This window comes from Bradyrhizobium sp. BR2003 (genome assembly GCF_009720285.1).
GTDB classification, from domain to species: Bacteria; Pseudomonadota; Alphaproteobacteria; order Rhizobiales; family Xanthobacteraceae; genus Bradyrhizobium; species Bradyrhizobium elkanii.
Window position 1 is genome coordinate 37,883 of sequence record NZ_SMYJ01000011.1, and the last position, 24,360, is coordinate 62,242.

26 protein-coding genes are annotated in these 24,360 nt (G+C 64.3%); 14 read left to right on the forward strand and 12 right to left on the reverse strand.

The genetic code is table 11. The features are described from left to right. Positions 1-60: 60 nt before the first annotated feature. The 3 genes from E2I15_RS06475 to E2I15_RS06485 all read right to left on the reverse strand — a co-directional run bounded on the left by E2I15_RS06475 (position 61) and on the right by E2I15_RS06485 (position 2,866). The gene (locus E2I15_RS06475; RefSeq protein ID WP_137480852.1) at positions 61-1,164 is read right to left on the reverse strand and encodes a serine/threonine protein kinase; all 1,104 of its coding nucleotides are present in this window, start codon (positions 1,162-1,164) and stop codon (positions 61-63) included. A gap of 5 nt (positions 1,165-1,169) precedes the next feature. Continuing rightward, complete coding sequence (trmFO, locus tag E2I15_RS06480) at positions 1,170-2,603, reverse strand: methylenetetrahydrofolate--tRNA-(uracil(54)-C(5))-methyltransferase (FADH(2)-oxidizing) TrmFO (RefSeq protein ID WP_137480850.1); 1,434 nt, start codon at positions 2,601-2,603, stop codon at positions 1,170-1,172. Between the two features lie 110 nt (positions 2,604-2,713). Further along, positions 2,714-2,866 (reverse strand): DUF1127 domain-containing protein, encoded by a 153-nt coding sequence (locus tag E2I15_RS06485; RefSeq protein WP_016846063.1) that lies wholly within the window; start codon positions 2,864-2,866, stop codon positions 2,714-2,716. Positions 2,867-3,601: 735 nt separating this feature from the next. Between E2I15_RS06485 and E2I15_RS06490 the strand changes: the two genes are divergently transcribed. Next, entirely contained in the window at positions 3,602-3,886 is a 285-nt protein-coding gene (locus E2I15_RS06490; protein WP_137480848.1) for a hypothetical protein, read from the forward strand. Between the two features lie 134 nt (positions 3,887-4,020). On the opposite strand, the gene E2I15_RS06495 is transcribed toward E2I15_RS06490, so the two are convergent. Then, the gene (locus tag E2I15_RS06495) at positions 4,021-4,836 is read right to left on the reverse strand and encodes a lytic murein transglycosylase (RefSeq protein WP_137480846.1); all 816 of its coding nucleotides are present in this window, start codon (positions 4,834-4,836) and stop codon (positions 4,021-4,023) included. Between the two features lie 24 nt (positions 4,837-4,860). Here E2I15_RS06495 and E2I15_RS06500 point away from each other — a divergent pair, with 24 nt between their 5' ends. Next, a complete protein-coding gene (locus E2I15_RS06500) occupies positions 4,861-5,040 on the forward strand; it encodes a hypothetical protein (protein ID WP_137480844.1) in 180 nt (59 codons plus the stop codon). 26 nt (positions 5,041-5,066) lie between these two features. On the opposite strand, the gene E2I15_RS06505 is transcribed toward E2I15_RS06500, so the two are convergent. Beyond that, a complete protein-coding gene (locus E2I15_RS06505) occupies positions 5,067-5,978 on the reverse strand; it encodes a DUF2189 domain-containing protein (protein ID WP_137480842.1) in 912 nt (303 codons plus the stop codon). A gap of 288 nt (positions 5,979-6,266) precedes the next feature. On the opposite strand from E2I15_RS06505, the gene E2I15_RS06510 reads away from it, so the two are divergent. Both E2I15_RS06510 and E2I15_RS06515 read left to right on the forward strand, forming a co-directional pair. Continuing rightward, the gene (locus E2I15_RS06510; RefSeq protein WP_038387103.1) at positions 6,267-6,680 is read left to right on the forward strand and encodes a DUF3597 domain-containing protein; all 414 of its coding nucleotides are present in this window, start codon (positions 6,267-6,269) and stop codon (positions 6,678-6,680) included. Between the two features lie 105 nt (positions 6,681-6,785). Then, positions 6,786-7,577 (forward strand): fumarylacetoacetate hydrolase family protein, encoded by a 792-nt coding sequence (locus E2I15_RS06515; protein WP_137480840.1) that lies wholly within the window; start codon positions 6,786-6,788, stop codon positions 7,575-7,577. Between the two features lie 106 nt (positions 7,578-7,683). Here E2I15_RS06515 and E2I15_RS06520 read toward each other — a convergent pair whose 3' ends face one another. Continuing rightward, complete coding sequence (locus tag E2I15_RS06520; protein ID WP_137480838.1) at positions 7,684-7,956, reverse strand: GNAT family N-acetyltransferase; 273 nt, start codon at positions 7,954-7,956, stop codon at positions 7,684-7,686. A 100-nt stretch (positions 7,957-8,056) separates the two neighbouring features. Here E2I15_RS06520 and E2I15_RS06525 point away from each other — a divergent pair, with 100 nt between their 5' ends. The 4 genes from E2I15_RS06525 (at position 8,057) to E2I15_RS06540 (ending at position 12,317) form a co-directional block, all read left to right on the forward strand. Beyond that, complete coding sequence (locus E2I15_RS06525; protein ID WP_170991641.1) at positions 8,057-9,001, forward strand: tetratricopeptide repeat protein; 945 nt, start codon at positions 8,057-8,059, stop codon at positions 8,999-9,001. A gap of 183 nt (positions 9,002-9,184) precedes the next feature. Next, positions 9,185-9,586, forward strand: a complete 402-nt coding sequence (locus tag E2I15_RS06530) for an SPW repeat domain-containing protein (protein WP_016846072.1) — start codon at positions 9,185-9,187, stop codon at positions 9,584-9,586. Positions 9,587-9,796: 210 nt separating this feature from the next. Beyond that, the gene (locus E2I15_RS06535; RefSeq protein WP_137480836.1) at positions 9,797-11,437 is read left to right on the forward strand and encodes an acyl-CoA synthetase; all 1,641 of its coding nucleotides are present in this window, start codon (positions 9,797-9,799) and stop codon (positions 11,435-11,437) included. Between the two features lie 4 nt (positions 11,438-11,441). Beyond that, positions 11,442-12,317 carry a PCC domain-containing protein gene (locus E2I15_RS06540; RefSeq protein ID WP_137480834.1) on the forward strand — a complete coding sequence of 292 codons (876 nt, stop codon included), beginning with the start codon at positions 11,442-11,444 and terminating at the stop codon, positions 12,315-12,317. Between the two features lie 271 nt (positions 12,318-12,588). Here E2I15_RS06540 and E2I15_RS06545 read toward each other — a convergent pair whose 3' ends face one another. Continuing rightward, positions 12,589-12,912 carry a hypothetical protein gene (locus E2I15_RS06545; RefSeq protein WP_137480833.1) on the reverse strand — a complete coding sequence of 108 codons (324 nt, stop codon included), beginning with the start codon at positions 12,910-12,912 and terminating at the stop codon, positions 12,589-12,591. A gap of 171 nt (positions 12,913-13,083) precedes the next feature. Between E2I15_RS06545 and E2I15_RS06550 the strand changes: the two genes are divergently transcribed. The 3 genes from E2I15_RS06550 (at position 13,084) to E2I15_RS06560 (ending at position 15,575) form a co-directional block, all read left to right on the forward strand. After that, positions 13,084-13,836: an AAA family ATPase gene (locus E2I15_RS06550; RefSeq protein ID WP_137480831.1), complete on the forward strand. Its 753-nt coding sequence runs from the start codon at positions 13,084-13,086 to the stop codon at positions 13,834-13,836. Between the two features lie 157 nt (positions 13,837-13,993). Next, positions 13,994-14,533 carry an SRPBCC family protein gene (locus tag E2I15_RS06555; RefSeq protein WP_137480830.1) on the forward strand — a complete coding sequence of 180 codons (540 nt, stop codon included), beginning with the start codon at positions 13,994-13,996 and terminating at the stop codon, positions 14,531-14,533. 103 nt (positions 14,534-14,636) lie between these two features. Next, complete coding sequence (locus tag E2I15_RS06560) at positions 14,637-15,575, forward strand: YVTN family beta-propeller repeat protein (RefSeq protein ID WP_137480829.1); 939 nt, start codon at positions 14,637-14,639, stop codon at positions 15,573-15,575. A 179-nt stretch (positions 15,576-15,754) separates the two neighbouring features. Here E2I15_RS06560 and E2I15_RS39155 read toward each other — a convergent pair whose 3' ends face one another. Continuing rightward, a complete protein-coding gene (locus E2I15_RS39155; RefSeq protein WP_246668211.1) occupies positions 15,755-15,910 on the reverse strand; it encodes a c-type cytochrome in 156 nt (51 codons plus the stop codon). Between the two features lie 319 nt (positions 15,911-16,229). Beyond that, a complete protein-coding gene (locus E2I15_RS06570; protein WP_137480827.1) occupies positions 16,230-16,793 on the reverse strand; it encodes a hemerythrin domain-containing protein in 564 nt (187 codons plus the stop codon). A 331-nt stretch (positions 16,794-17,124) separates the two neighbouring features. On the opposite strand from E2I15_RS06570, the gene E2I15_RS06575 reads away from it, so the two are divergent. Next, positions 17,125-17,457 (forward strand): PRC-barrel domain-containing protein, encoded by a 333-nt coding sequence (locus E2I15_RS06575; RefSeq protein WP_137480824.1) that lies wholly within the window; start codon positions 17,125-17,127, stop codon positions 17,455-17,457. Positions 17,458-17,762: 305 nt separating this feature from the next. On the opposite strand, the gene uvrA is transcribed toward E2I15_RS06575, so the two are convergent. The 3 genes from uvrA to E2I15_RS06590 all read right to left on the reverse strand — a co-directional run bounded on the left by uvrA (position 17,763) and on the right by E2I15_RS06590 (position 22,752). Further along, complete coding sequence (gene uvrA, locus E2I15_RS06580) at positions 17,763-20,750, reverse strand: excinuclease ABC subunit UvrA (protein WP_137480822.1); 2,988 nt, start codon at positions 20,748-20,750, stop codon at positions 17,763-17,765. Between the two features lie 350 nt (positions 20,751-21,100). Then, positions 21,101-21,760, reverse strand: a complete 660-nt coding sequence (locus E2I15_RS06585; RefSeq protein ID WP_137480820.1) for an outer membrane protein — start codon at positions 21,758-21,760, stop codon at positions 21,101-21,103. A gap of 245 nt (positions 21,761-22,005) precedes the next feature. Continuing rightward, complete coding sequence (locus tag E2I15_RS06590) at positions 22,006-22,752, reverse strand: outer membrane protein (protein WP_137480818.1); 747 nt, start codon at positions 22,750-22,752, stop codon at positions 22,006-22,008. Positions 22,753-23,200: 448 nt separating this feature from the next. Here E2I15_RS06590 and E2I15_RS06595 point away from each other — a divergent pair, with 448 nt between their 5' ends. Next, a complete protein-coding gene (locus E2I15_RS06595; RefSeq protein ID WP_057018508.1) occupies positions 23,201-23,695 on the forward strand; it encodes a single-stranded DNA-binding protein in 495 nt (164 codons plus the stop codon). A 259-nt stretch (positions 23,696-23,954) separates the two neighbouring features. Further along, positions 23,955-24,353 carry a DUF2306 domain-containing protein gene (locus E2I15_RS06600; RefSeq protein ID WP_137480968.1) on the forward strand — a complete coding sequence of 133 codons (399 nt, stop codon included), beginning with the start codon at positions 23,955-23,957 and terminating at the stop codon, positions 24,351-24,353. Positions 24,354-24,360 lie beyond the last annotated feature (7 nt).

Consider the following 24,360-nt stretch of genomic DNA (forward strand, 5'->3'; position numbering starts at 1 on the left):
CTCGCAAAGAGTGGAGCTTCGCGCCGCGTTTGTCGAGGGCCACGCGCCGAGAAGCGCGCTCTAACCTGTCGGCCGGTCCATCTCGGCGACTTCAAAATTGAAGCGGTCGCGCAGATTCTTGCGTTGCTCGAGGATGTCCTTGAGGAACTCGCGATCGGCGTCGCTGCGCATCATCGGCTCGATCAGATCGATCTGGTTCATGGCGACGAGCTGCAGGATTTCGGTGCGCGGCTTGCCGGCGGCATCGCGCGGCAGCGCGTGCACGACCTGGATGTGTTCGGGTGGTTTGACGCCTTTGGCCGCGGTAAGCTCGTTGCGCAGCGTCTTTTCCAGCGCGGACTGGTCCGCCTCGACGAAGGCGTAGAGTCCGACGCCGACGCGCCGGTCGGCAAAGGCGACGATTGCGGTGTCGCGCACCTGCGGATTCTTGCGGATCAGATCGATCAATACCGGGGCGTCGTTGACCAGCCTCCGGCCGCCGCCTTCGCGGTCGGTGAAATTGAAGATGCCGCGCGTGATCGCCTGATAGACCTTCTTGCCGGTCTTAAGCCAGATGCTGGCGAACGCGGACTTCTTTGCGAGCACCTTGCGCTCTTTCGGCGTCAACGCCTCCGGCGCGTAGCTGCGCTTGTGCTTCAACAGATGCCGCAGATCCTCATAGGCGGCGATGCGGAACAGCCGGTTGCGGGTCTTGAAGCAGGCGGCAAGCTGGAAGTCGGTGAGATAGGCGCGGCCATCGCGGCCGACCAGCCAGTTCTGCTCCTTGGCGAGATCGTTATGGCAGATGCCGGCGCGATGCAGCTTGCGCAACGCGGCCTTGGCGGAACGGAAATAGGCGACATCGCCGTGCGGCTTCGCCAGATGCAGCGCCGCGCCGTCGATGAAGCCGCGCACCAGCGCGCGCCGGCCGGCCCACAACAGCTTTGGGCCGACGTCGAGGTCGCGCGCCAAGGTCAGCGCGCGGCGCTCACGGGAGAACAGATGTAGCGCCAGGCCGAACGACCAGAACGGCACCTGATCGAGCCGGCGCAGCACGCCGTCGACCTCGCCGTCATCGGCGCGGAAGCGGCCGCGCTCGACGGTCGAAAACACGTCGCGCTTGAGCAGCACGCCCTGGCTCCACCGCACCGACAGGGTGGCGTCATCGTCTTTCGGCAAGCTCATGACTGTCAGGCCGCTGCCGCAACGCGCAGATGCTCTTCGATCCAGTGATCGAGATCGGAGAGCGCGCGCGCGCTGATCGCCTGCTTCTTGGCGACGGTCTTCTCGTTGCCGCGCAGTCGCGAGCCGTCCGGCTTCTTGGTCGGCGCACTGGCCAGCGGCGGGAACAGACCGAAATTGATGTTCATCGGCTGGAACGAGCGCGAACCGGCCTCGATCGTTTCGATGTGGCCACCGGTGATATGGCCGAGCAGCGCGCCGAGCGCGGTCGTCGCCGGCGGCGGCGTCAGCGCGGCACCGCGCATGTCGGCGGCGGCGCAGAGGCCGGCGATCAGGCCGACGCTGGCCGACTCGACGTAACCCTCGCAGCCCGTCATCTGCCCGGCGAAACGCAGCCGCGGCTGCGCGCGCAGACGTAGCTGACCGTCGAGCAGCTTGGGCGAGTTCAGGAAGGTGTTGCGATGTAGGCCGCCGAGGCGGGCGAACTCCGCGTTTTCAAGGCCGGGGATGGTCCGGAACACGCGCTGCTGCGCGCCGTGCTTCAGCTTGGTCTGGAAGCCGACGATGTTGTAGAGCGTGCCGAGCTTGTTGTCCTGCCGCAGCTGGACGATCGCATACGGCTTGACGGTCGGGTTGTGCGGATTGGTCAATCCCACCGGCTTCATCGGCCCGTGGCGCAGCGTCTCGTGACCGCGCTCGGCCATCACCTCGACCGGCAGGCAGCCGTCGAAATAGGGCGTGTTGGTCTCCCAGTCCTTGAAGTCGACCTTCTCGCCGTCGAGCAGCGCCGCGACGAAGGCGTCATATTGCTCCTTCGTCATCGGGCAGTTGATATAGTCCGCACCGGTGCCGCCGGGGCCTACCTTGTCGTAGCGCGACTGAAACCAGGCCACCGACATGTCGATGGAATCCTTGTGCACGATCGGCGCGATCGCGTCGAAGAATGCCAGCGCGCTCTCGTCGGTCAGCTGCCTGATGGCGTCGGCAAGCGGCGCCGAGGTGAGGGGACCGGTCGCGACGATGACGTTGCGCCAGTCGGCCGGCGGCAGTCCTGCGACCTCCTCTCGGCTGATCTCGATCAGCGGATGTTCGTTCAGCGCCTTGGTGACGGCGGCCGAAAAGCCGTCGCGGTCGACCGCCAGCGCGCCGCCCGCGGGCACCTGGTTGGCGTCGGCCGAGCGCATGATCAGGGAGCCCAGCCGCCGCATCTCGGCGTGCAGCAGCCCGACCGCGTTATTGGCGGCATCATCGGAGCGGAAGGAGTTCGAGCAGACCAGCTCGGCGCAACCGTCGGTCCGATGCGCCTCGGTCGTCCGGCGCGGGCGCATTTCATGCAGCACGGTGCGGACGCCGGCATTGGCGACCTGCCAGGCGGCTTCCGAGCCGGCGAGCCCCGCGCCCACGATGTGCACGGGTTGGGAAGAGGATTGATGCGGTGTCATCGCGCAGCGTTAGCGCGTTTTGATCTCATATGCATCTGAAACCGCACCACAAACGACAACGCCCGCTGTGGAAGCGGGCGTTATCCGTTTAGCAGATGGCTTGCGGTCGATTAGCCGTTGTAGGTGCCGGCGGCAACGCGCGGAATGTCCGAGCGGTCGAGGCCGATATCGGCGAGTTCGCGATCGCTGAGCTGGGACAGTTCGCTGACATTGCGCTGATAATCCCGGAAAGCCTGGATCATGCGGATGAGCGAGAGCAACATGGTAGTCTCCTAGTAATTCAGATTCAGCTTTTCCAAAGCCTCATCGTTGAAGTGAATATAGATGGTATAGTGCAGTGCGGTAGTTCCGATGTTGCGATGCAGCTAAGCTCAAAACGCATAGCGACGGTAAGTTCCGGTTAACCGTTTGGCGCATGGGAAACCGCCCCATAGACGGAAGTTCCATCGGGGTCGGAGCCTTCAACGAAACGGTCCTGAGATCAGCCGGTTAGTGAAATCCTGGCAAGCTTGGCTGCGTGGCTTACGTGGTAATTACGGACCGTTTGTTCAAGCTGAAGTCCCTCGTCACGGAAGAGATCACCGCGACGTGTTCCATGCGTGATTCGCATGCAAACGGCTGCCGTTAAAGTGATTATATATTCATTCTATGGTGAACTCGGACATGAGATTTGGCGTCGCGTCAATCGGTCGCATTGACGCGAACGGTAATCCGAGCCGTTGCCGCAACCGGATTTCGGTCGTGGGGCGCGTGTCGCGCGGAATGATCTGCTGATTATCGGAAGTGAGTCTCGATTGAAGTGAACACACCGAACAAAGCTATTGCGGCGCTGCTTCCTTACTGCCTTGTAATCAAAACACTATGCAACGCATGCGCGATACGCGCGCAGCGCTCATCACATTTGTATCGCGCGAAGTTCATTCTGAACGGTGCCGGGAACAGCGAATAATCGTTCCGCAGATTCCGCAATCACGCTGGGATCTGTCCAAGAACAACAGATGGATCATCCCATGATTAAGACATTGATCGCAGCAGCCACCGTGGCTGCCGTTGCCTACGCTGTCGCTCCCGCTCAGGCTGCGCATCGTCATCATGCGGGCCTCGGCTGCAGCGGCGCCAATCTCGGCAAGACCGAAGCTGCAGTCGAAGCTATGGCTGACAATGAGGTCAAATTCACGGCGGAGAAGGAAGTCTCGCTCGCCCAGGACGCGATGCTGAACAACAAGTGGGGCGCTTGCGGCGCGCACCTCAGCAAGGCTGCCGAAGCCAGCATGGCGAAGTAAGTTTTGATCATAGCGATAAGGGCCGATTGCCTGGGGCGATCGGCCCTTTTTGATTCACCCCTAGCTGGAGCGGCGTTGATCGAGTCAGAGCGGAAGGTTGGCCTCGCTGCGCCGCGCAATCTGGTGCGAAAGCGCTATGGAGCCCTGGCGAGCTGGGTGGCGAAGTAGCCGATCGTCTTGGCGTACACCTCGCTCTTGTTCCACTGCTGGATCACCGCAAAATTCTCGCTGCCGGGCTCCCAGCCCTTGCCCTTCTTCCAGCCATAGCTCTTCAGGTAGTTCGCCGTCGAGGCCAGCACGTCGGGCACGTTGTGCAGGAGGTCGCGCTTGCCGTTGCCGTCGAAGTCGACCGCGAACTTGATGTAGGACGACGGCATGAATTGCGTCTGGCCGATCTCGCCGGCCCAGGCGCCGCGCATCTCCTGCGGCGGCAGATCGCCGCGCTCGACGATGCGCAAGGCGTCCATCAACTCGGCCTTGAACATGTCGGAGCGGCGGCAGTCATAGGCGAGCGTCGCCAGTGAACGTATGGTCGGAAACTTGCCGGTGTTGACGCCGAAATCGGTCTCCAGTCCCCAGATCGCAACCAGGATCTCACCCGGTACGCCGTAGGCCTCCTCGATCCGCGACAGCACGGAGCCGTAGCGCTTCATCATGTCGGAGCCGCGATTGAGCCGCGGCGGCACCATGCGGCCCGAGAACTGCTCGAACGTTTGGCTGAACACCTGTTGCGAATGGTCGCGGGCGAGGATCGCCTTGTCTTGCGTGACGCCGGTCAACCCGGCCTGGATCGCGTTCTGCGAAATGCCCTTCGTCGCAGCCTCTTTCTTGAAATCGTCGAGCCAGGATTCGAACGTGCCCGTGCCGCATTGGGCGGCCAGCGCCCACGCCGTCGAGGTCAATAGCCACGCGCCAATGGCGAGCGTGCGAAAGCAAAGGCGAGAGGTCATAGGCAATTCACTCCGGAGTCTGCGATGTCATCGATGGTCGCGAAAGGCGGCGGGTATGTTCGCGGCAACAGCGGCCAAAACAAGGCTCGTGACCGAGCCGTTCTTTCTCGGGCAGCGCTGCAAATGCCACGCCAATTCCACATCCTTCTGACGGTCCGGGACGACAAACCGCCGGCCGAATATATCGGCCGGCGGTTGCTGTGACGTTTACGAATCCGGGTTAGCGGCGCTTAGCCGCGATCGCCGCGCCGCCACGGAAACAGATTGGCCGGGAAGTCCGCGGCGGGCTTGCGCTCGCGCAGTTCGGGGATCACCGGCCGCGCATTCGGATCCTTGACGATGACCTCGCGATAGAGATGCCAGGTGGCGTGACCGAGCAGCGGGATGACCACGGCAAGCCCGAGGAAGAACGGGATCGTGCCCAGCACCAGCAGCACCGCGACGATCAGGCCCCAGGCCGCCATCGGCACCGGGTTCTGTGCGACGGCGCGCATCGATGTCACCATGGCTTCGCCAGCGGTTGCCTGGCGGTCGAGCATCATGGGGAAGGCGATCACGCTGATGCAGAGCGCGACGAGCGCAAACAGGAAGCCGACGCTGCAGCCGACCACGATAAGCCACCAGCCCTGCTGGGTGGTCAGCACGCGCGCGGCAAAATCGGGAATGTTGGCCGCGGCCTCGTAGCCGAACACCGCCGTGTAAATCGCCTGGGCGGTGGCGATCCAGGTCACGAACAGCGCGAACAGCAGCGTTCCGACCCCAAGCATCGCGCCGAATGACGGTGAGCGGAATACCTCCATGGCATCCCAAGCAGATGCTTCCCCGCCATCCTCGCGGCGGCGGCTCATCTCGTAGAGGCCGATGGCGGCAAACGGGCCGAGCAGGGCAAAGCCCGCGGCCAGCGGAAACAGCAGGGGCAGCACGGAATAGCCGTGCACGGTGCGCGCAAGCACGAGGCCGAGCACCGGATAGATCAGGCAGAGGATGATGGCGTGACTTGGCACCGCCTTGAAGTCTTCCCAGCCGAGACGCAGCGCATGATGCAAATCGGACAGGCCGATGGTGCGGATAACAGGCGCAGACGCGGCGCCTTGTCCGCTCTGCGTCATCGATGTGACATTGCCTTGGTATGACGTGGCCATGGTCGTTGTCTCCCTCTGGGCGGTCGCATCTGGCGCCCGGCACGCGGGCACAAACCTGCCGCCTCTCGAAGCGATCACGAGCAAGCCAGACGCGAAAGACAGAGCAGGGAACTGGCCGTGTCGCGAACTGTAAAACAAGGGTACTCCCAAACCGTGCCAAAAGCACTCACGCTTAAGTGAATGTCGCATTGGCAAGCTATGGAGGGGGCGATAGACTTGAACTGCGACCTCGGTCAGCCGGCCAGTTGCCGTGTGACCTTCACATCTCAACTCTCTTGGGAGCGAACGATGAGCATTTTCGGAAAAATCATGGGCGCGATCTTCGGCAGTAGCGCCAGCGCTGCGCCCGCCGGCGGAACGGCCACAAGCGCAGCTCCCGCCGGTGGATCCGGCAGCGCATCGTCGTCTCCCGCCGCGGTGCCCGCCGGTGCGGCGCCGGCGCAGTCGGTTGACGTCGCTCCGATTCTCGACAAGGCGGTTGCCGCGAAGGGCGAGAAGCTCGAGTGGCGGACCTCGATCGTCGACCTGATGAAGGCGCTCGACATCGACTCCAGCCTGTCGGCCCGCAAGGAGCTCGCCAAGGAGCTCGGCTACACCGGCGACACCAACGATTCCGCCAGCATGAACATCTGGCTGCACAAGCAGGTGATGACGAAGCTCGCGGCCAATGGCGGCAAGCTGCCCCCCGACATCAAGCACTGACGGGATCATCCTCCCGCGCATAGCAAGGGCCCGCGCCAGCGCGGGCCCTTTTTTATCGACCGGCGAACATCTATAGATCGGCCAACAACAACGAGGAGAACGCCCATGACTGATCTCGATCGCCGGACGATGCTTGCGACCGGCGCCCTCGCGCTGGCCGGTGCCGCCGCGCCATCCGCGCCGGCCCAAGCCGAGGCCGCGCGGAAGGCGATGTTTCCGGTCGCGGCCGTGACGATCCCGATCGTCGGCGCCACCGAGGTGTTTCAGGTTCGCCGCATCTACTGCATCGGCCGCAACTACGCCGCGCACGCGATCGAGCGTGGTTCGGACCCGACGCGCGAGCCGCCGTTCTTCTTCCAGAAGCCGACGGATGCGATCCAGAATGTCGCGATCGGCACCGTCGCCGATCATCCCTATCCGTCGCTGACCAAGAACTATCACCACGAGGTCGAGCTGGTCGCCGCGCTGAAGTCCGGCGGCACCAATATTCCGGCCGACAAGGCGCTCGATCACGTCTATGGCTACGCGCTCGGCCTCGACATGACGCGGCGCGATCTACAGAACGGCATGGCCGCGGAGAAGAAGCCCTGGGAGATCGGCAAGAGCTTTGACCATGCCGCGGTGCTCGGGCCGATCCATCCGGCTGATAAGACCGGCCACTTCACGCAAGGCGCGATCTCGCTCGCGATCAACGGCACGGTGCGACAGAGCTCGGATCTGAAGAACATGATCTGGAGCGTCGCCGAGCAGATCGCAAAGCTGTCCGAGGCATTCGAGCTGAAGGCCGGCGACATCATCTATTCCGGTACGCCGGAGAACGTCGGCCCGGTCGTCAAGGGCGACGTGCTGCTCTGCAAGCTCGAGGGCCTGCCCGACATGTCGATCAAGATCGTCTGACGAACGCGCGCTAAAGCGTTTTCGAGCGAAGTGGATACCGGTTCGCGTAAAGAAAACACGTCACAAGAAACAGCTAGAACCCGTTCCGATTCATCGGGAACGGGTTCTAGCCGGCAAGGTCCGCGTATTCCGGATGCTTGTCGAGGTAATCCACCACGAAACCGCAGCCGGCGACCACCTTGCGGCCGTCGGCGCGGATCAGCTCCAGCGCACCCTTGATCAACTCCGATGCGATGCCGCGGCCGCGCAGGGCGCGCGGTGTTTCGGTATGGGTGATGATGACGGCCGCGGGCGTCCGCCGGTAGTTCGCAAAGGCTGTGCCGCCCTCGGTGTCGAGCTCGAAGCGGTTTTGGTCACTGTTGTCGCGCACGGCGGCCATCGCAAAATCCCGGTTGATTGACAGGCCCTGTTGTAAGCGTGTGAACCCGCCGGTGCAAAGCCGCGACCAACCCGCAAATTGGCATTTGTGGATTGACGATATGCGCATTTTGGCCTGCCTGACCACCGTATTGCTCGGCGCCGCCCTGACGCTTCCAAACCCGCCGAAAGCCGCCGCCGGCGACGATCCGAACTGGCAGGCCTGCGTCGGCCTGACGACGGCGCCCGGCGATCGCGTGGCCGCTTGCACCACGGTGATCGACGGCAAGACCGAGACCGGCAAGCGGCTGGCCGGCGCCTATTGCAATCGCGGCCATGGGCTGACCGAGAAGCGCGAGCTCGACGCTGCGCTCGCCGACCTCAACGAGGCCATCAAGCTCGACCCGGCCTATGCCTGCGCCTACACCAATCGCGGCCGCGTCTACGCCTTCAAGCGCGATCTCGATCATGCGATTGCCGATTACGACGAGGCGATCCGCATCGACCCGGCGTTCGCGCTGGCCTACTACAATCGCGGCGATGCCTGGCTCAACAAGGGCGATCTCGACCGCGCGCTGGCCGATCTCAGCCTCGCCATCAAATACAATCCGCAGCTCGCCACCGCCTACGGCAATCGCGGCTTCGTCTACTACCGCAAGCGCGACGCGGCCCATGCGATCGCCGACTTCACCACGGAGATCAGGCTCGAGCCCAACGTCCTCGCCTATATCAACCGCGGCAATGTCTATCGCGATGCCGAGCAGCTCGATCGCGCAGCCGCCGATTACGGCGAGGCGGCGCGGATCGCGCCGACCGATGCGCGCGGCTGGCGCAACCGCGGCATGATCCGTCTCTTTCAGGGGGACAACAAGGGCGGGCTCGCCGATTACGACAAGGCGCTGCAATACGATCCGAACGACGTCTATTCCTGGAATAATCGCGGCCAGGCCAAGCTGCGGCTCGGCGACAAGAAGGGCGCGGCGGCCGATTTCCGCAAGGCGCTCGAGCTGCAGCCCGATCTGCAGAGCGCCAAGGGGGCACTGGCGCGGCTCGGCGGGGCGCGGTGACACGCTGCCGGCCACGGTCGGCGCTGCAGCGTCGCAGACCCGCTGGACGAGGCCTTGCGGACGGATGCAGTTCGATTAGGTTTGATGTCAGACATACGCCCCTGATGCGGCCGGATGGTCGTCTGGTACGGAGTGGCGGAGCCGGCCGCCGGAACGTATGCCTCTTGTCGGAGGAGGTTCGTCATGTCGGACAATCGTTTCTTCAACACACACCGTCCCTGGGAGGACTGGGTCGGCATGCTGCTCGGCGTGCTGATCATGGTCTCGCCCTGGTTTCCGATGCAGGTGAGCGGCGCCGTCGATATCGAGCGCAGCCACCTCGTCCTCAACAGCTTCATGGTCGGCATGCTGGTGCTCGGCATCGCCCAGCTCGAATATGTCGCGCTGCACCGCTGGGAGGAGGTCGCCAGCATCCTGCTCGGCCTCTGGCTGATGGCATCGCCCCTGGTCTTCGGTTATGCCGAGGACCACTGGCTGCAGTTCTGGCACATCCTGCTCGGCGCACTGGTCGCCTTTATAGGCGCGTTGCAGCTGTGGCAGGACTGGAACCTGAGCGAGCAGGAACTCGCCAAGCACCCGCAGTAGCGGCCTGAGCAGAAAACAACGGGTTGGCCGCCGCCGGCGCGCGGTATCATCGGGGTGCGCCCGGCGGGCCTTGCCGAAGGCGACGGCTTGGCGATAAACGGGGTGGTACCGACCCCTTGCGGCGCTTGAAGACGCCCGGTTCTGACCGAGGAAATATCCGATGACCGTCCTGACCTTGCCCTGTCTGTTGTGCGTATCGGCGGGGCGGCAATGAGCGGGACGGCTGCTGCCGCACCGCGCGGCGGGATCGCGCGGGTGTCGCGCCGGGTGATGAACCTCGCCTACATCCTGACCCAGAACGCCCGCCGCCACGGGGATCGACCCGGCTTCATCTGGAACGAGAAGGCCTGGTCCTGGCGTCACATCGACCAGAACGTCTCGGCGCTGGCGGCGGCACTGGCCGCACGCGGCATCGTCAAGGGCGACCGCATTCTGGTGCATTCCAAGAACTGCGACGAGATGTTCTGGTCGATGTTCGCGGCCTTCCGGCTTGGCGCGGTGTGGGTGCCGACCAACTTCCGCCTGATGCCGGACGAGGTCGCCTATCTCGCGGCGGCCTCCGGCGCCAAGGCGTTTCTCTGCCACGCCGACTTCCCCGAACATGCCAAGGCGGCCGCCAATCCCGCGCTCGAATTCGTCTGGCGGATCGGGGAGGAGGGCACGTTCGGCGAGGCGACCGTCGGTGACGTCATCGCCAGACACGCCGGCGCTGTGGTCGAGAACGTTGCCGTGGACTACGACGATCCCTGCTGGTTCTTCTTCACGTCCGGCACCACCGGCCGCTCCAAGGCCGCCGTCTTGACCCATGGCCAGATGGCCTTCGTCATCACCAACCATCTCGCCGACCTGATGCCCGGCACCACGGAAGAGGACGCCTCGCTGGTGGTGGCGCCGCTGTCGCATGGCGCCGGCGTCCATCAATTGGTGCAGACTGCGCGTGGCGTACCGACCATCCTGCTGCCGTCGGAGAAGTTCGACATCGCCGAAGCCTTCCGGCTGATCGCCAGGCATCGCGTCAGCAACATGTTCACGGTGCCGACGATCCTGAAGATGATGGTCGAGCATCCCGCCGCCGACCAGCACGACCATTCCTCGCTGCGCTACATCATCTATGCCGGCGCGCCGATGTATCGCGAGGACCAGAAGGCGGCGCTGCACAAGCTCGGCGGCGTGCTGGTGCAGTATTTCGGCCTCGGCGAGGTCACCGGCAATATCACCGTGCTGCCGCCCGGCCTGCACGATCCCGAGGACGGGCCGCATGCGCGGATCGGCACCTGCGGCTTCGAGCGCACCGGGATGCAGGTCTCGATCCAGGGCGACGATGGAAGCGAGCTGAAGGCGCACGAGACCGGCGAGATCTGCGTGATCGGTCCCGGTGTGTTCGCGGGCTACTACGACAATCCCGAGGCCAACGCGAAGGCGTTCCGCGATGGCTGGTTCCGCACCGGCGACCTCGGCCACATGGACGAGGAAGGCTTCGTCTACATCACCGGCCGCGCCTCCGACATGTACATCTCGGGCGGCTCCAACATCTATCCGCGCGAGATCGAGGAGAAGCTCTTGACGCACCCCGCGGTCGGCGAGGTCGCGGTGCTCGGCGTGCCCGATCCGTTCTGGGGCGAAGTCGGTGTCGCGGTCTGTGTCGCGCGCGAGGGCGCCGAGGCGGTCGCGGAGGCCGAGCTTGCCGCCTATCTCGCGCCGAAAGTCCCGCGCTACAAGATGCCGAAACGCTTCTTCTTCTGGGAGGCTTTGCCGAAATCCGGCTACGGCAAGGTGCCGAAGCGACTGATCCGCGACGAGCTCGAGGCACGCGGGCTGCTCGAGGTGATCGCCAAATCGACGGGCGCGTGAGGCGATGCGCAGCATCGCCCAGCCCGGCGCTCCGCATCCAGAGCGCATCCAATGGGTCAGCGCGCGCGGCCGCGCCTTTTCATTCGTGCTCGAGGCCGGCATTTCCTTGCTCGAAGCCGTGCGCCGCGGCTTTATGGCAGAGGGATTTTCCGGCGGCGTACTGAGCGCCAGGGGCGGCGCGGTCGGGCCGTTCGCCTATGTGATGCCGGCGCTGTCGAAGGACGGCGCCAACGCCGCGTTCTACAGCGACACGTTTCGTCCCGACGGCGTGACGCACCTCAAGCTCGCGGCGCTGACCTTCGGCGAACGCGATGGTGCGCCGTTCTTTCATTGCCACGGCTTGTGGACCGAGGCCGATGGCCGCTTCAACGGCGGCCACATGCTGCCGGATGAAACCATTGTCGCCGAGCCGTTCGAGGTCAACGCGTTCGGGATGGACGGCGCGACATTCCTGGCCGAAGCGGACAGCGAGACCAATTTCAAGCTGTTCGGCCCCGTCGCCAGCGCGCCGCGCGGGGCGAAGACCACGAGCCATGCCTTCGCGCTCCGGCTGCGGCCGAACCAGGATTTTGCTTGCGCGCTGGAGGGCTTCTGCCGCCAGCACGGCATCCTGCGCGCGCGGCTGCATGGCGGCGTCGGCTCGACCATCGGCGCCGTCTTCACCGACGGCCACAGCGTGGTGCCGTTCGCGACCGAGCTCGCGGTGACCGCAGGCGAGATCGCACCGGACGCGGATGGCCGGCTGCATGCCGAACTCGATATCGCACTGGTCGACTATCTCGGCGGCATCGCCGAGGGACGCCTGGTGCGCGGCGACAACCCGGTGCTGATGACGATGGAGTTGGCGCTCGAGGTGCTGGCGGAGGCGGAGCAGCCGTAGGGGCCACTGCACGCTCCATCTCCATCGTCGTCCTGGCGTGCGCTGGAACCAATATTGCACCGCGTCCTCCACTGTAGTCCCGGCGAAGAGCCGCGACCCATGACCACAGACGTTCGTTGTCGAAGCGAGCTGTGTCTCCAGTGTTATGCAACAATGACCTTCGGTGGTTATGGGTCCCCGGGTCGCGCTTCGCTTGCCCGGGACGACATCTAATTTGTTGCTCGGTCTGCGAGTCACACACCCGCATTCTCGCGACATGAGTATGGGCCGCTCACCGCCGCTTGCGGACATCGATGTTGATGTCGAGGTCGATGGCGCTGACGCAACGTTGCTCGGTGCGGTGCGAGCCTCCCTCGTGCCAACGGCCCTTGCGCAGGCTGATGTCGCTGACGTTGGCGAGCCGTAGGCAGCGCCATTGCGGCAGCTTGCCCGAGCTCTCGCCGGCGAACTGCCAGGCCAGCACGACCTCTTCACCGCTTTTGCTGTGGCCGATGATGTGCGGGCAGAGCTCGCGCGGCCGGCCGTCATAGATGCAGACGACCTGCTGCTCGGTGAGGATCGCCTCGCGGAACAGGTCATAGCTGCGGCTGGGCATCGGCGCGGGTCTCGGTTGAAGGGTGGTGGCGGCAGCGGGCGCTTGAGCATCTGTTAGCATGATGCATCGACAACGCTTCCGGCCTGGGCTTGTTGTTCTTGTTGCGTTCTTGACGGATCCATATCGATCTGGGATTGTGCGTTCCGAGGCGCGACCCCAAAGGTTGGACCGATGGCCAGACGAAACCGCCCGATCAACATGCCCGCGCCATATCTGCGGCGGGTCTGGCTCGAGCCTGCGCGGATCCCGGACCGCGAGGCTTACCCGTTCGTGCTGCCGCTGCTGCGCGACGATTTCGAGCTGAGCTTCGACAGGGCAATCACAATCATTGTCGGCGAGAACGGCACCGGCAAGTCGACGCTGCTCGAGGGCATCGCCGTGATGGCCGGCTATGATGATGCCGGCGGCGGCAAGGGCTACATGCCGGTCGATCACAGCAATGCGGTCGAGGAAATGGGCGGCTCGCTTGCGACCGCGCTCCGCGCGAGCTGGCTGCCGAAAATCACCAATGGCTGGTTCTTCCGCGCCGAGAGCTTCTACTCGGTTGCCAGATATCTCGACTCCGTCGCCAGCCCCTATGCTGACTTCCTGTCGCATTCGCACGGCGAAGGCTTTTTGCGCTTCTTCGAGGAGCGCTGCCAGCGGCAAGGCATCTTCATCTTCGACGAGCCGGAATCCGCGCTGTCGCCGTCGCGCCAGATCGAATTCCTCAAGCTGCTGCACCGGATGCACGGCACCGGCCACTGCCAGGTGATCATGGCCACGCATTCACCGGTGCTGATGGCCTATCCGAGTGCGACGCTGCTGCGGCTGACGAAATACGGGCTGGAGCCGGTGAACCTGAGGGACACCGATCATTACAAGGTCATGCGCGAGTTCTGCGACGATCCGAAAGGGTTCGTCGAGGCGGCGATCGAGGGGTGAGCCCACCGCCCGGGCAGGCTTGCCTCCCGGAGAAGCCGCCGGCCGCGACTTCGCTCTGGTGCAAGAAGCCGGTCCCCGATCTAGTCTAGAACCCGGACCATAAACTGCGGCATGCGCCAGGCGGCGGATGGCCGACACATATCGGGAGAGAACAAGGATGAGGCGAACGATCGCGCGAGCTTGCGTCGTGGTGGCGGCATTGGCTGTGTTGGGGGCCGCGTGGGCTCACGGGCCGACCCGCCAGAAGGTGCGGGCATCGATCGAGATCGACGCGCCGCAGGCGAAAGTGTGGGCGGTGATCGGCAATTTCCAGGACATGAGCTGGCTCGCCGGCGTCACCAAGACCGAGGGCGAGAAGGGCAACGAGATCGGCGCCACTCGGCGGCTGACGCTGGGACCCGGCGCCACCGTCGACGAGGAACTCTATAAATACGAACCGGAGATGATGAGCTATTCGTACCGGATCACGGCGGTCGACGTGAAGGTGCTGCCGGTCACCAACTATTCCTCGACGCTGACGGTGTCGCCGGCGCCGGACGGCAAGTCGAAGCTGGAATGGGCCGGCGCGTTCTACCGCGGTTTTCCGAACAATGATCCGCCGCCGGAGCTGAGCGACGAGGCCGCGGTGAAGGCGGTGAGCGGGCTCTACAAGGCCGGGCTCGAAGCGCTGAAGAAGAGGATCGAGAGCGGCACCTGAGCATGATCCGGAAAAGTGCGAAGCGGTTTTCCGACAGGATCATGCTCAAAACAAGGAGCTAGAGCGCGATCATGGTTCGCCTCAATCTCATCGGGCTTTAGCGATGCGTGCGATTGTGCTCGTCGCGCTGCTCTCCAGCCTCGGCGCCGCGCGCGCCGAGGAGGCATTCGTCACCAACCAGCTCAGCGACGACCTCACGGTGGTCGATCTCGCGACCTCGAAGCCGGTCGCGACCATCGCGATCGGCGGCAAGCCCGCCGGCGTTGCCGTCAGCAATGACGGCCGCTTCGCCTATGTGACCAGTCCGGATGCCAAGGCGGTCACCGTGGTCGACGCCTCGGCGCGAAAGGTCGTCGGTCGGGTCGATGTCGGCGGCGGGCCGCTCGGCATCGCGGTCGCGCCCGACGGCGCGACGGTCTATGTCGCCGACTGGTACGCCGCCGCGGTGCGGGTGATCGATGCCAGAGAGCGGCGTGTCGCCGCAAGTATCGCGGTCGGTGCATCGCCGTCCGGGCTGGCGGTGACGCCGGATGGACTGCTGCTGCTGTCGGCGGATCGCGACGATGACAGCGTCTCCATCATCGACACCGCCTCGCGCGAGCGGAGGGGGATCGTGAAGGTCGGGACGCGGCCGTTCGGCGTCACCATCGACGCCGACGGCAATCGCGCCTACACGGCCAATGTCGGCACCAACGACGTCTCCGTGATCGACATCGCGACCGCCCGCGAGATCGGCCGCGTCCATGTCGGCCTGCGTCCCTACGCGGTGGCGCTGGCGCAGGGCCGCGGCTTCGTCACCGACCAGTATGACGGCAAGGTCAGTGTGTTCGACCTGGCGACCTTGCAGCCCGTGAAGCGGGTCACCGTCGGCGACTACCCCGAAGGCATCGAGGCGACCGCCGACGGCAAGCGCATCCTGGTCGCGAACTGGGAGAGCAACACGCTTGATGTGATCGACGCCGCCGAGCTGAAGGTCATCGGCGAGATCAAGGTCGGCGACGGCCCGAGGGCGTTCGGGGCGTTCCTGAGAAGGACGGAGTGAGCGGAGGGAGGGGCGTGGGCAGGGGGGGTTAGCCTCCGCGCAAAGCGCGGCCGATGATAAACTCTGCGTAACCACCACATTCATCGTGCGAGGCGGCGGGCTACACGTTCGCTCCTTCGCGCGTCGACCCATGGGAGACGCCGTCGGCTAACCAGAACGGCCCGCGATTTTAGTGAAACTCACCGCGCGGTTTGCAGATAGGCAATGACGTCGGCGCGATCGTGCGCGTCGGGCCGCCTCTTGAAGATCATCTTCGCGCCGTGAACGTCGCCGCGGGGATCGGCGGGATAGGTATCCAACGCTGCTGCGTCCCAGGGGGGCTTGTTGCTGCGCATGGCGTCCGAATATTCAAAGCCCTGGACCGATGCCGGCCCACGACGTGCCACAGGCTCGGGCCGACCTCGTTCACGCCGACGTCGAGCGAAAGGCAGTTCACGCAGGTCCGCTGGAAAATGGCCTGACCCGCGATCGGGTCGCCGTCGAGCGCCCAGACAGGCGCTGCCGGTGTCGCGAGCAGGGCGACGGCGAGAGTGACACCGCCAATGACGCAGGCCGCGCCGGACTTCTTTGCCCTCACAAAATTCTCCGGAAATGGTTTGGACTGCAATTTCGTGAGGTGTGGATCAATGTGCCGGCCGCCGCCTGACATGTCGGCTAATGCCGCTCGGCTTCCGCCTCCTTCTCCAGCTCCAGGATGTGGTTGCGCAGCACGTCGAACCGCGCTTCGGTCGCATCGCTGAACAGCGGATCCTTGTGCGGGGAGAGGGTCGACGCGATTTCGGCCCAGTCTTGCGGCGTCAGTGCCTTGACCGCGGCCGGGAAGAAATCGCGGTCTTCCATCATGATGTGGCGCCGCTCGTGCGCCAGGAAGTCGCGGATGATGGCGTCGACGGTCTTGCGCAAGATCTCGCCCCCTGCGCGCACATTGGCGACAGCATGCGCGACGTGGTGCAGACGATCCGACCCCTTTTGATGCTCGCGCGCGAGATCACCCATTTTCGCGGCGGCAGCCGGATCGCGCAACTCGAGCTTGGCGAAAATCAAATCTTCCTGGCGGTGATGGTAGAGTTCTGTGTAGACCTCGAAATAGGCGATGATGCTGCCGATCACCTCGTAGTCCGGCCGGCCGGCATGATCGAAGATATCGAGCTCGTGCTCAAGAACGTTCAGCAGCCGCTCGATGTTGCGGTGCTCTCGGGAAAGAATGTCGATGATCATGGTACTGATCCACGCAGAAGACTAAATAAATTCGTAGACGAAGAGTCCGTCGCGGACTTTGCGCTGGATCAAGGCGCAGCCGGATTTGTCCGATGGCTTGATGACCGCCGCCGCCAGCCGCTTTCTTGCCGGGGGCGCTTCTCAGTCGGAGGGAGCAGGTGCGGCCCGTAGCCCGCATGAGCGCGGGACCAGCCGTCGTCGTTGACAAGAGGTCCCCGGATATCGCTTCGCTGATCGGGGGCCACCTGCTAATTCGCCCCACGATCTCTGCACATCCGGCCGGGGCCGGTGCTATAATGCACGTTCGATAAGGGAAAACAGGGAGGATGCCATGCATCATACCTTGGTGCCCAGTGACCGGGTTGAGCACGTCTGCGTCTACGGGCGCGACGGCGCCAAGCTTGGTTCGATCGAGCGGCTGATGCTCGACAAGCTGAGCGGCACGGTGGCCTACGCCATCATCAAGACCGGCGGCGTGCTGAGTACCCACCACCACTATCCAGTTAAATGGACCGCGCTGAGATTCGATCCCGCGCGTCAGGCCTTCGAGGTCGAGGTTACGCTGGACGACTTGAGGTCCGGGCCGTCGGAGTTCGACGGCGACGAATTCGACTGGGGCGACCGCTCGCGATCGTATACCCACCCGAACTACTGGGCGGTGTAGCGCGCGAGGTTGTCCCGACATTGTAGCCCGCATGAGCGAAGCGACATGCGGGAGCAGCCAAGCTGTCCGGCCGATAAACCCCGCATGTCGCTTCGCTCATACGGGCTACCAAGTCAGCCTCATGACCCAGTTCAAGCCCGCCGGCTGGCCTTCCGTCATACCGCGAATTGTCACGCGCGATCTCACCGGCTTGGCCGGATTCTTGAGAGACGCGTTCGACGCGGATGGCGAAGTTCGGTCCGGCGCGCCAGCGGCACACGTCGATCCCCGGTAGCTCGCGACATATATCTACAGAGGCACGCCTGCTACTCCGCAGCCTCGCTCGCGCTGCTCTTCCTCGGCTTGCTGTTCGCCTTCTTCAGCACCGGGGCCAGGAACTTGCCGGTGTAGCTGCGCGGCGCCTTGACGATGTCCTCCGGCGGGCCCCAGGCGACGATCTCGCCGCCGCCGTCGCCACCTTCGGGGCCGAGGTCGATCACCCAGTCGGCGGTCTTGATGACTTCGAGATTGTGCTCGATCACCACCACCGTATTGCCTTGGGCGACCAGCTCGTGCAGCACCTCGAGCAGCTTGGCGACGTCGTGGAAGTGCAGGCCGGTGGTCGGCTCGTCCAGGATGTAGAGCGTGCGCCCGGTGGCGCGCTTTGACAGCTCCTTGGCCAGCTTGACGCGCTGGGCTTCGCCGCCGGACAGCGTCGTCGCCTGCTGGCCGACATGGATGTAGTCGAGGCCGACGCGGTGCAGGGTCTGGAAGGTCTCGCGCACGCGCGGCACAGCCTTGAAGAACTCGGCGGCTTCCTCGACGGTCATGTCGAGCACGTCGGCGATGCTCTTGCCCTTGAACAGCACCTCCAGCGTCTCGCGGTTGTAGCGCTTGCCCTTGCAGGTGTCGCAGGTGACGTAGACGTCGGGCAGGAAGTGCATCTCGATCTTGATGACGCCGTCGCCCTGGCAGGCCTCGCAGCGGCCGCCCTTGACGTTGAAGGAGAAGCGCCCGGGCTCGTAGCCGCGCGCCTTCGCCTCGGGCAGGCCGGCAAACCATTCGCGGATCGGCGTGAAGGCGCCGGTATAGGTCGCGGGGTTGGAGCGCGGCGTGCGGCCGATCGGCGACTGGTCGATGTCGATGATCTTGTCGATGTGCTCGAGGCCCTCGATGCGGTCGTGCGGCGCGGCGCCCTCGCTGGCATTGTTCAGCTTGCGGGCGATGGCGCGGTACAGCGTGTCGATCAGCAGCGTCGACTTGCCGCCGCCGGACACGCCGGTGACGCAGGTGAACAGGCCGAGCGGGATCTCGGCCGAGACGTTCTTGAGGTTATTGCCGCGGGCGTTGACGACCTTGATGGTGCGCCGGTGGTTCGGCGGCCGCCGGTCGGGCACGGGCACCGAAAGTTCACCGGTGAGATACTTGCCGGTCAGCGATTTCGGGTTGCGCATGATCTGGTCGGGCGTGCCCTCGGCGACGATGTGGCCGCCATGCATGCCGGCGCCGGGCCCGATGTCGAGCACGTAATCGGCGAGGCGGATGGCGTCCTCGTCATGCTCGACCACGACCACGGTGTTGCCGAGGTCGCGCAGCCGCTTCAGCGTGTCGAGCAGGCGGGCATTGTCGCGCTGGTGCAGGCCGATCGACGGCTCGTCCAGTACGTAGAGCACGCCGGTGAGGCCGGAGCCGATCTGCGAGGCGAGGCGGATGCGCTGGCTCTCGCCGCCCGACAGCGTGCCGGACGAGCGCGACAGCGTCAGATAGTTCAGGCCGACGTCGAGCAGGAAGGTCAGGCGTTCGCGAATCTCCTTCAGGATCCGCGTCGCGATCTCGTTCTGCTGCGCGTTCAGCGCCTCCGGCACCGTCTCGAACCATTCGCCGGCGCGCTTCACCGAGAGCTCGGAGATCTCGCCGATGTGCTTGCCGCCGATCTTGACGCACAGCGCCTCGGGCTTCAGCCGGTGGCCGTTGCAGGCTTCGCAGGGGACGTCGGAGAAATACTTGCCGAGCTCCTCGCGCGCCCACTCGCTCTCGGTCTCGCGGTAGCGGCGGTTGATGTTGGTGATGACGCCCTCGAACGGCTTCTTGGTGTCGTAGGAGCGGACACCGTCCTCATAGGAGAACTTGATCTCGTCGTCGCCGGAGCCGTGCAGCAGCGCGTTCTGGACCTTCTTGGTAAGGTCCTTCCACTTGGTGTCGAGCGTGAACTTGTAGTGCTTGCCGAGCGCGGTCAGGGTCTGGATGTAATAGGGCGAAGACGATTTCGCCCAGGGCGCGATCGCGCCCTTGCGCAAGGTCAGCTCCTTGTCGGGGATGACCAGGTCCTCGTCGATATGCTGCTCGACGCCGAGGCCGCCGCAGGCCGGGCAGGCGCCATAGGGGTTGTTGAACGAGAACAGGCGCGGCTCGATCTCGGGGATCGTGAAGCCGGAGACCGGACAGGCGAATTTCTCCGAGAACAGGATGCGCTCGGGACCGCTCTTGTCGTGGATCTTCGCGGTCTTCTTCTTGTCCTCTTTCTTGTCGTCCTGCGCGGCCGCTGCCGGGGCGTCGGCGTACTCGATCACGGCGAGGCCCTCGGCGAGCTTCAGTGCGGTCTCAAAGCTTTCCGCGAGGCGCTGGGCGAGGTCGGGACGCACCACGATGCGGTCGACCACGACGTCGATGTCGTGCGGGAATTTCTTGTCGAGCGCGGGCGCCTCGGACAGTTCGTAGAAGGTGCCGTCGATCTTGACGCGCTGAAAGCCCTTCTTGAGATACTCGGCGAGTTCCTTCTTGTACTCGCCCTTGCGGCCGCGCACGACCGGCGCCAGCAGGTAGAGGCGAGTGCCTTCCGGCAGCGCCAGCACGCGATCGACCATCTGCGAGACGATCTGGCTCTCGATCGGCAGGCCGGTGGCCGGCGAATAGGGCACGCCGACGCGCGCCCAGAGCAGGCGCATGTAGTCGTAGATCTCGGTGACGGTGCCGACGGTGGAGCGCGGGTTCTTCGATGTGGTCTTCTGCTCGATCGAGATCGCCGGCGACAGGCCGTCGATCTGGTCGACATCCGGCTTCTGCATCATCTCGAGGAACTGGCGCGCATAGGCCGACAGCGACTCGACGTAGCGGCGCTGGCCCTCGGCATAGATGGTGTCGAACGCGAGCGACGACTTGCCGGAGCCGGACAGGCCGGTGAACACCACGAGCTTGTCGCGGGGAATCTCGACGTCGATGTTCTTCAGATTGTGTTCGCGCGCGCCACGGATCGTGATGGCGCGCGATGAGGAGCCGGCGTTCTGTTGGCGCTTCGCCTTGAGCACTTCATCCATAGCGACAGTTCCGGGCGCATGCTTGGGCGCCTTTTGGGCGCGCATCGCCGGTGATGCCGGGACCTTGCGCCGATGGGGTGTGAAGACTGGAACGTAGGAAGAACGGCCAACAATTTCCAGTGCTGAGTCGCGTCCATCAACGGATAGTTTGCCTGATGGCAGCAGCCGTCAGCAGCGCCGGTTCCGCCAGAGCCTTTTGCCGTTCCGATGGAATCGGAACGGGGGCTCCAGATTCCTGCTGTGGCGTGTTTTCTTGACGCGAACCGGAATCCACTTCGCTCAAAAACGCTCTTACGCAAAAAGGCCGGCGCGAAGCCGGCCTTTCCGCGTGATCTGATCGCAGATCGATCTTAGTACTTGGCGACGATCGGGCCGCCGAAGTGATAGTTCACGCCGAACTGGGCGCTGTGCAGCTCGAGCGTACCGGACGGCACGCCGAAATAGTTCTCGCTGTCGAGGCTGCGATACAGGTATTCGCCTTTGATCGACCACTGCGGCGCGATGAACGCTTCGACGCCGGCGCCGACGGTCCAGCCGGAGTGGAAGTTGCTCTGCGAGGCGGTCACGCCGAGGGCGGTGACGCTGACCTCGTTGTTGGCCCAGGCGTAGCCGCCGGTGCCATAGAACAGCACCTTGTCGACGGCGAAGCCGAGGCGGCCGCGCACGGTGCCGAGCGAGTTGATCTTGCTGCGGGCGGTGACGCCGAGCGCGGAGACCGACGCGTCGATGTCAGCACCTGCAGCGTCGACCTCGAGGCCGTACACGATGTTGCCGGCCTGCCAGTTGTAGCCGACGGTGCCGCCGCCGAAGCCGCCTTCCATGCTCGGGGTGCCGGAGTTCTCGCTGGCGTAGCCGCCGAAGCCGCCGACGTAGAAACCGGTCCAGTTGTAGATCGCGGCCGGCGGCGGAGCCTTCACGTAGGGGGCGCGCGCCGCCATGTCGGCGGCCATCGCCGGTGCAAAAGCGCTCAGTACAAGCATGCCGGCCGACGCCAGCAAAACAGTCCTCATTTTCAAAGTCCCAGTCCCATTTTCTTGTTGTCCCTTCAAAGATTTTGAAGAGAGCGTCACAGCAGTGTCGCGTGACGTGCTGGTGCTTCTACAGAGAAATGCCGGAAGTTGTGTATCCGGGAAACCACAATGCACTGAAAACGGCCTCGGTGAGGTGCACGTGCACACGCAACGAAAAAGCCGGCGCACAAACAAAAAGGCCGGCGCGAGGCCGGCCTTTCGTCTGGATCAATCGGTCTGCGCGATCAGTAGCGCGCGACGACCGGGCCACCCCACTTGTAGTTCACGCGGACGGTGACGAGGTCGACGTCCTGGCGATCACGGATGGTGCTGTTCAGCGTGCCGTTGGGAGCGATCAGGTTGTAGGTCTTGTCCTGCATGAACAGGTGGTCGTATTCGATGCCTGCGGTCCAGTTCGGCGCGAAGCCGACTTCGATGCCGGCGCCGACGGTGCCGCCCCAGCGGGTGTCGCTGGCGCTGCCGACCAGCACGCCGGTCGGGGTGAAGTAGGTGTTGAAGCGGTTGTCGGTCAGCGCCGCGCCGCCCTTGGCGTAGAGCAGCACGTTGTTGACGGCGTAACCGATCTGGCCGGTGAACAGGCCGAACGCGTCGATCTTGGACTGGTTGGTGAACAGGCCCGGGAAGATCGCGCTGTTGTTGCTGCCCTTCAGGTCAGCCCAGTCGCCCTGCGCTTCAAGGCCGAACACCCAGGTGCCGGCCTGCCAGCGATAGCCGATCTGGCCACCGGCGACGCCGCCGGTTGCATCATGGCAACCATCTGATGCGAGGAAGATGCCGGCCGGGAGCTGGTCCCAGCAATTGTGGCTCGAGCCCCAGCCGCCGTTGGCGCCGATGTAGAAGCCGGTCCAGTCATAGATCGGGGCAACCACTGGCGGCGGCGCCTTGGTGTAGGGGCGCGCAGCGAGATCGGCAGCCGCGGCAGGCGCAGCAAACGCAATCAGAGCAACCGTACCGAGCAAAAACTTCTTCATTATCAATCCCCCAGCACCCCGATCGGCTTCCAAACGGTCCCGAAGCACGATCCCAGACGCGAGCGCCCGCGCCATGGTTGGAGCTATACGCTGATTCAACCGCAAACGCAGTCTCCCAAATGCAACACTCGCGGGAGAAGTATCGATAAAGCAAGCCGCTGATTTGTTTGTTGTTTTTCTAAATCTTGCTGCCGGGCGTCGGCCTGCGCCGAGGTCGGCTGCCGCTCTGACGGCACTGGCCGCTTCTACGGATGGTTGTGGCGAACAAAACTGGAACGATGCCGGATCCGGTGCTATATCCCGATATCCGTGGATAACCGCGCGACGGCAAAGGCGACGAGCCGGCACCGGCGTATAGGGTCATCCACGACGCCTGCGACGTAAGTGGCGAAGGTTGAGAGTGGCGGCCGAATGTCCGGACGCCCGGTTTTTGAGTGGAGATGATGCGATGGCAGGAAGCGTGAACAAGGTGATCCTGGTGGGAAACCTCGGCAAGGATCCGGAAATCCGGCGGACGCAGGACGGCCGTCCGATCGCAAACCTTTCCATCGCCACCTCGGAAACGTGGCGCGACAAGGGCACCGGCGAGCGTAAGGAAAAGACCGAGTGGCACCGCGTCGTGATCTTCAACGAGGGCCTCTGCAAGGTCGCCGAGCAGTATCTGAAGAAGGGCGCCAAGGTGTACATTGAGGGTCAGTTGCAGACCCGCAAATGGACCGACCAGAGCGGCGTCGAGAAGTACTCGACCGAAGTCGTGCTGCAGGGCTTCAACTCCAACCTCACCATGCTCGACGGGCGTGGCGGTGGGGGCAGCAGCTTTTCCGATGATGGCGGCAGCGATTTCGGTTCGGCCGGACCGGTCAGCTCGGCGCCGCGCCGCGCCGTCGCCGCGGGTGGTGGCAGCAGCCGCAACAGCGACATGGACGACGACATCCCGTTCTGAGCAACGGTCGCGCTTCCGTCGATTCCGTCAGGCGCCGTTCCGTGAAGATCATTTCCCGGAACGGTTGTTGCGATCCGGAGCAGCAATTTCCTCGTGTGGAATATGAGGATAACTCGGTAAGTCTCTGTCAGAACGTCGGTGGTTCGACGTAAAGGGATGCGGGTTCCCTGGACTTTGACACAGCCTGATGTAAATGATATTTACATTGGCATGCGGCATTTGACGCTTGGCCGCGAGCTTCACCCGAGGGCCGGCCATCATGAGCCTCGCGCCATCGCTCGACGCCGCGCCTGCGATCCCGCTCCACGCCTTTGCCGCGATGGCCGCCTTCGTGCTCGGCTCCATCCAGCTCGCCGCCCCCAAGGGCATACTGCCGCACCGGACCCTGGGCTGGATCTGGGTGATCCTGATGCTGGCGGTCGCCGGAAGCTCGTTCTGGATCCATCAGATCCAGCTGGTCGGTCCCTGGAGCCCAATCCACCTGCTGTCGATCTTCTCGCTCGCCATGCTGGCGCTCGGCGTCACGGCCGCACGGAGCCACAATGTCCGCCGCCACAGGTTCACGATGATCGGCATCTTCTTTGGCGCACTGCTCATCGCCGGACTGTTCACCTTCATCCCCGGGCGGATCATGCACGCGGTGGTCTTCGGCCACTGACGGGAGA

What these genes read in the sequence shown, in the direction of transcription:
- E2I15_RS06555 (WP_137480830.1), top strand. Translation starts at nt 13,994, where the DNA reads ATGAGGCGAACGATCGCGCGAGCTTGCGTCGTGGTGGCGGCATTGGCT.
- E2I15_RS06525 (WP_170991641.1), top strand. Translation starts at nt 8,057, where the DNA reads ATGCGCATTTTGGCCTGCCTGACCACCGTATTGCTCGGCGCCGCCCTG.
- uvrA (WP_137480822.1), bottom strand. Translation starts at nt 20,750, where the DNA reads ATGGATGAAGTGCTCAAGGCGAAGCGCCAACAGAACGCCGGCTCCTCA.
- E2I15_RS06535 (WP_137480836.1), top strand. Translation starts at nt 9,797, where the DNA reads ATGAGCGGGACGGCTGCTGCCGCACCGCGCGGCGGGATCGCGCGGGTG.
- E2I15_RS06505 (WP_137480842.1), bottom strand. Translation starts at nt 5,978, where the DNA reads ATGGCCACGTCATACCAAGGCAATGTCACATCGATGACGCAGAGCGGA.
- E2I15_RS06550 (WP_137480831.1), top strand. Translation starts at nt 13,084, where the DNA reads ATGGCCAGACGAAACCGCCCGATCAACATGCCCGCGCCATATCTGCGG.
- E2I15_RS06510 (WP_038387103.1), top strand. Translation starts at nt 6,267, where the DNA reads ATGAGCATTTTCGGAAAAATCATGGGCGCGATCTTCGGCAGTAGCGCC.
- E2I15_RS06590 (WP_137480818.1), bottom strand. Translation starts at nt 22,752, where the DNA reads ATGAAGAAGTTTTTGCTCGGTACGGTTGCTCTGATTGCGTTTGCTGCG.
- E2I15_RS06520 (WP_137480838.1), bottom strand. Translation starts at nt 7,956, where the DNA reads ATGGCCGCCGTGCGCGACAACAGTGACCAAAACCGCTTCGAGCTCGAC.
- E2I15_RS06485 (WP_016846063.1), bottom strand. Translation starts at nt 2,866, where the DNA reads ATGTTGCTCTCGCTCATCCGCATGATCCAGGCTTTCCGGGATTATCAG.
- E2I15_RS06495 (WP_137480846.1), bottom strand. Translation starts at nt 4,836, where the DNA reads ATGACCTCTCGCCTTTGCTTTCGCACGCTCGCCATTGGCGCGTGGCTA.
- E2I15_RS06500 (WP_137480844.1), top strand. Translation starts at nt 4,861, where the DNA reads ATGTCATCGATGGTCGCGAAAGGCGGCGGGTATGTTCGCGGCAACAGC.
- E2I15_RS06490 (WP_137480848.1), top strand. Translation starts at nt 3,602, where the DNA reads ATGGATCATCCCATGATTAAGACATTGATCGCAGCAGCCACCGTGGCT.
- E2I15_RS06600 (WP_137480968.1), top strand. Translation starts at nt 23,955, where the DNA reads ATGAGCCTCGCGCCATCGCTCGACGCCGCGCCTGCGATCCCGCTCCAC.
- E2I15_RS06575 (WP_137480824.1), top strand. Translation starts at nt 17,125, where the DNA reads ATGCATCATACCTTGGTGCCCAGTGACCGGGTTGAGCACGTCTGCGTC.
- E2I15_RS06540 (WP_137480834.1), top strand. Translation starts at nt 11,442, where the DNA reads ATGCGCAGCATCGCCCAGCCCGGCGCTCCGCATCCAGAGCGCATCCAA.
- E2I15_RS06545 (WP_137480833.1), bottom strand. Translation starts at nt 12,912, where the DNA reads ATGCCCAGCCGCAGCTATGACCTGTTCCGCGAGGCGATCCTCACCGAG.
- E2I15_RS06595 (WP_057018508.1), top strand. Translation starts at nt 23,201, where the DNA reads ATGGCAGGAAGCGTGAACAAGGTGATCCTGGTGGGAAACCTCGGCAAG.
- E2I15_RS39155 (WP_246668211.1), bottom strand. Translation starts at nt 15,910, where the DNA reads ATGCGCAGCAACAAGCCCCCCTGGGACGCAGCAGCGTTGGATACCTAT.
- E2I15_RS06585 (WP_137480820.1), bottom strand. Translation starts at nt 21,760, where the DNA reads ATGAGGACTGTTTTGCTGGCGTCGGCCGGCATGCTTGTACTGAGCGCT.
- E2I15_RS06570 (WP_137480827.1), bottom strand. Translation starts at nt 16,793, where the DNA reads ATGATCATCGACATTCTTTCCCGAGAGCACCGCAACATCGAGCGGCTG.
- trmFO (WP_137480850.1), bottom strand. Translation starts at nt 2,603, where the DNA reads ATGACACCGCATCAATCCTCTTCCCAACCCGTGCACATCGTGGGCGCG.
- E2I15_RS06515 (WP_137480840.1), top strand. Translation starts at nt 6,786, where the DNA reads ATGACTGATCTCGATCGCCGGACGATGCTTGCGACCGGCGCCCTCGCG.
- E2I15_RS06475 (WP_137480852.1), bottom strand. Translation starts at nt 1,164, where the DNA reads ATGAGCTTGCCGAAAGACGATGACGCCACCCTGTCGGTGCGGTGGAGC.
- E2I15_RS06560 (WP_137480829.1), top strand. Translation starts at nt 14,637, where the DNA reads ATGCGTGCGATTGTGCTCGTCGCGCTGCTCTCCAGCCTCGGCGCCGCG.
- E2I15_RS06530 (WP_016846072.1), top strand. Translation starts at nt 9,185, where the DNA reads ATGTCGGACAATCGTTTCTTCAACACACACCGTCCCTGGGAGGACTGG.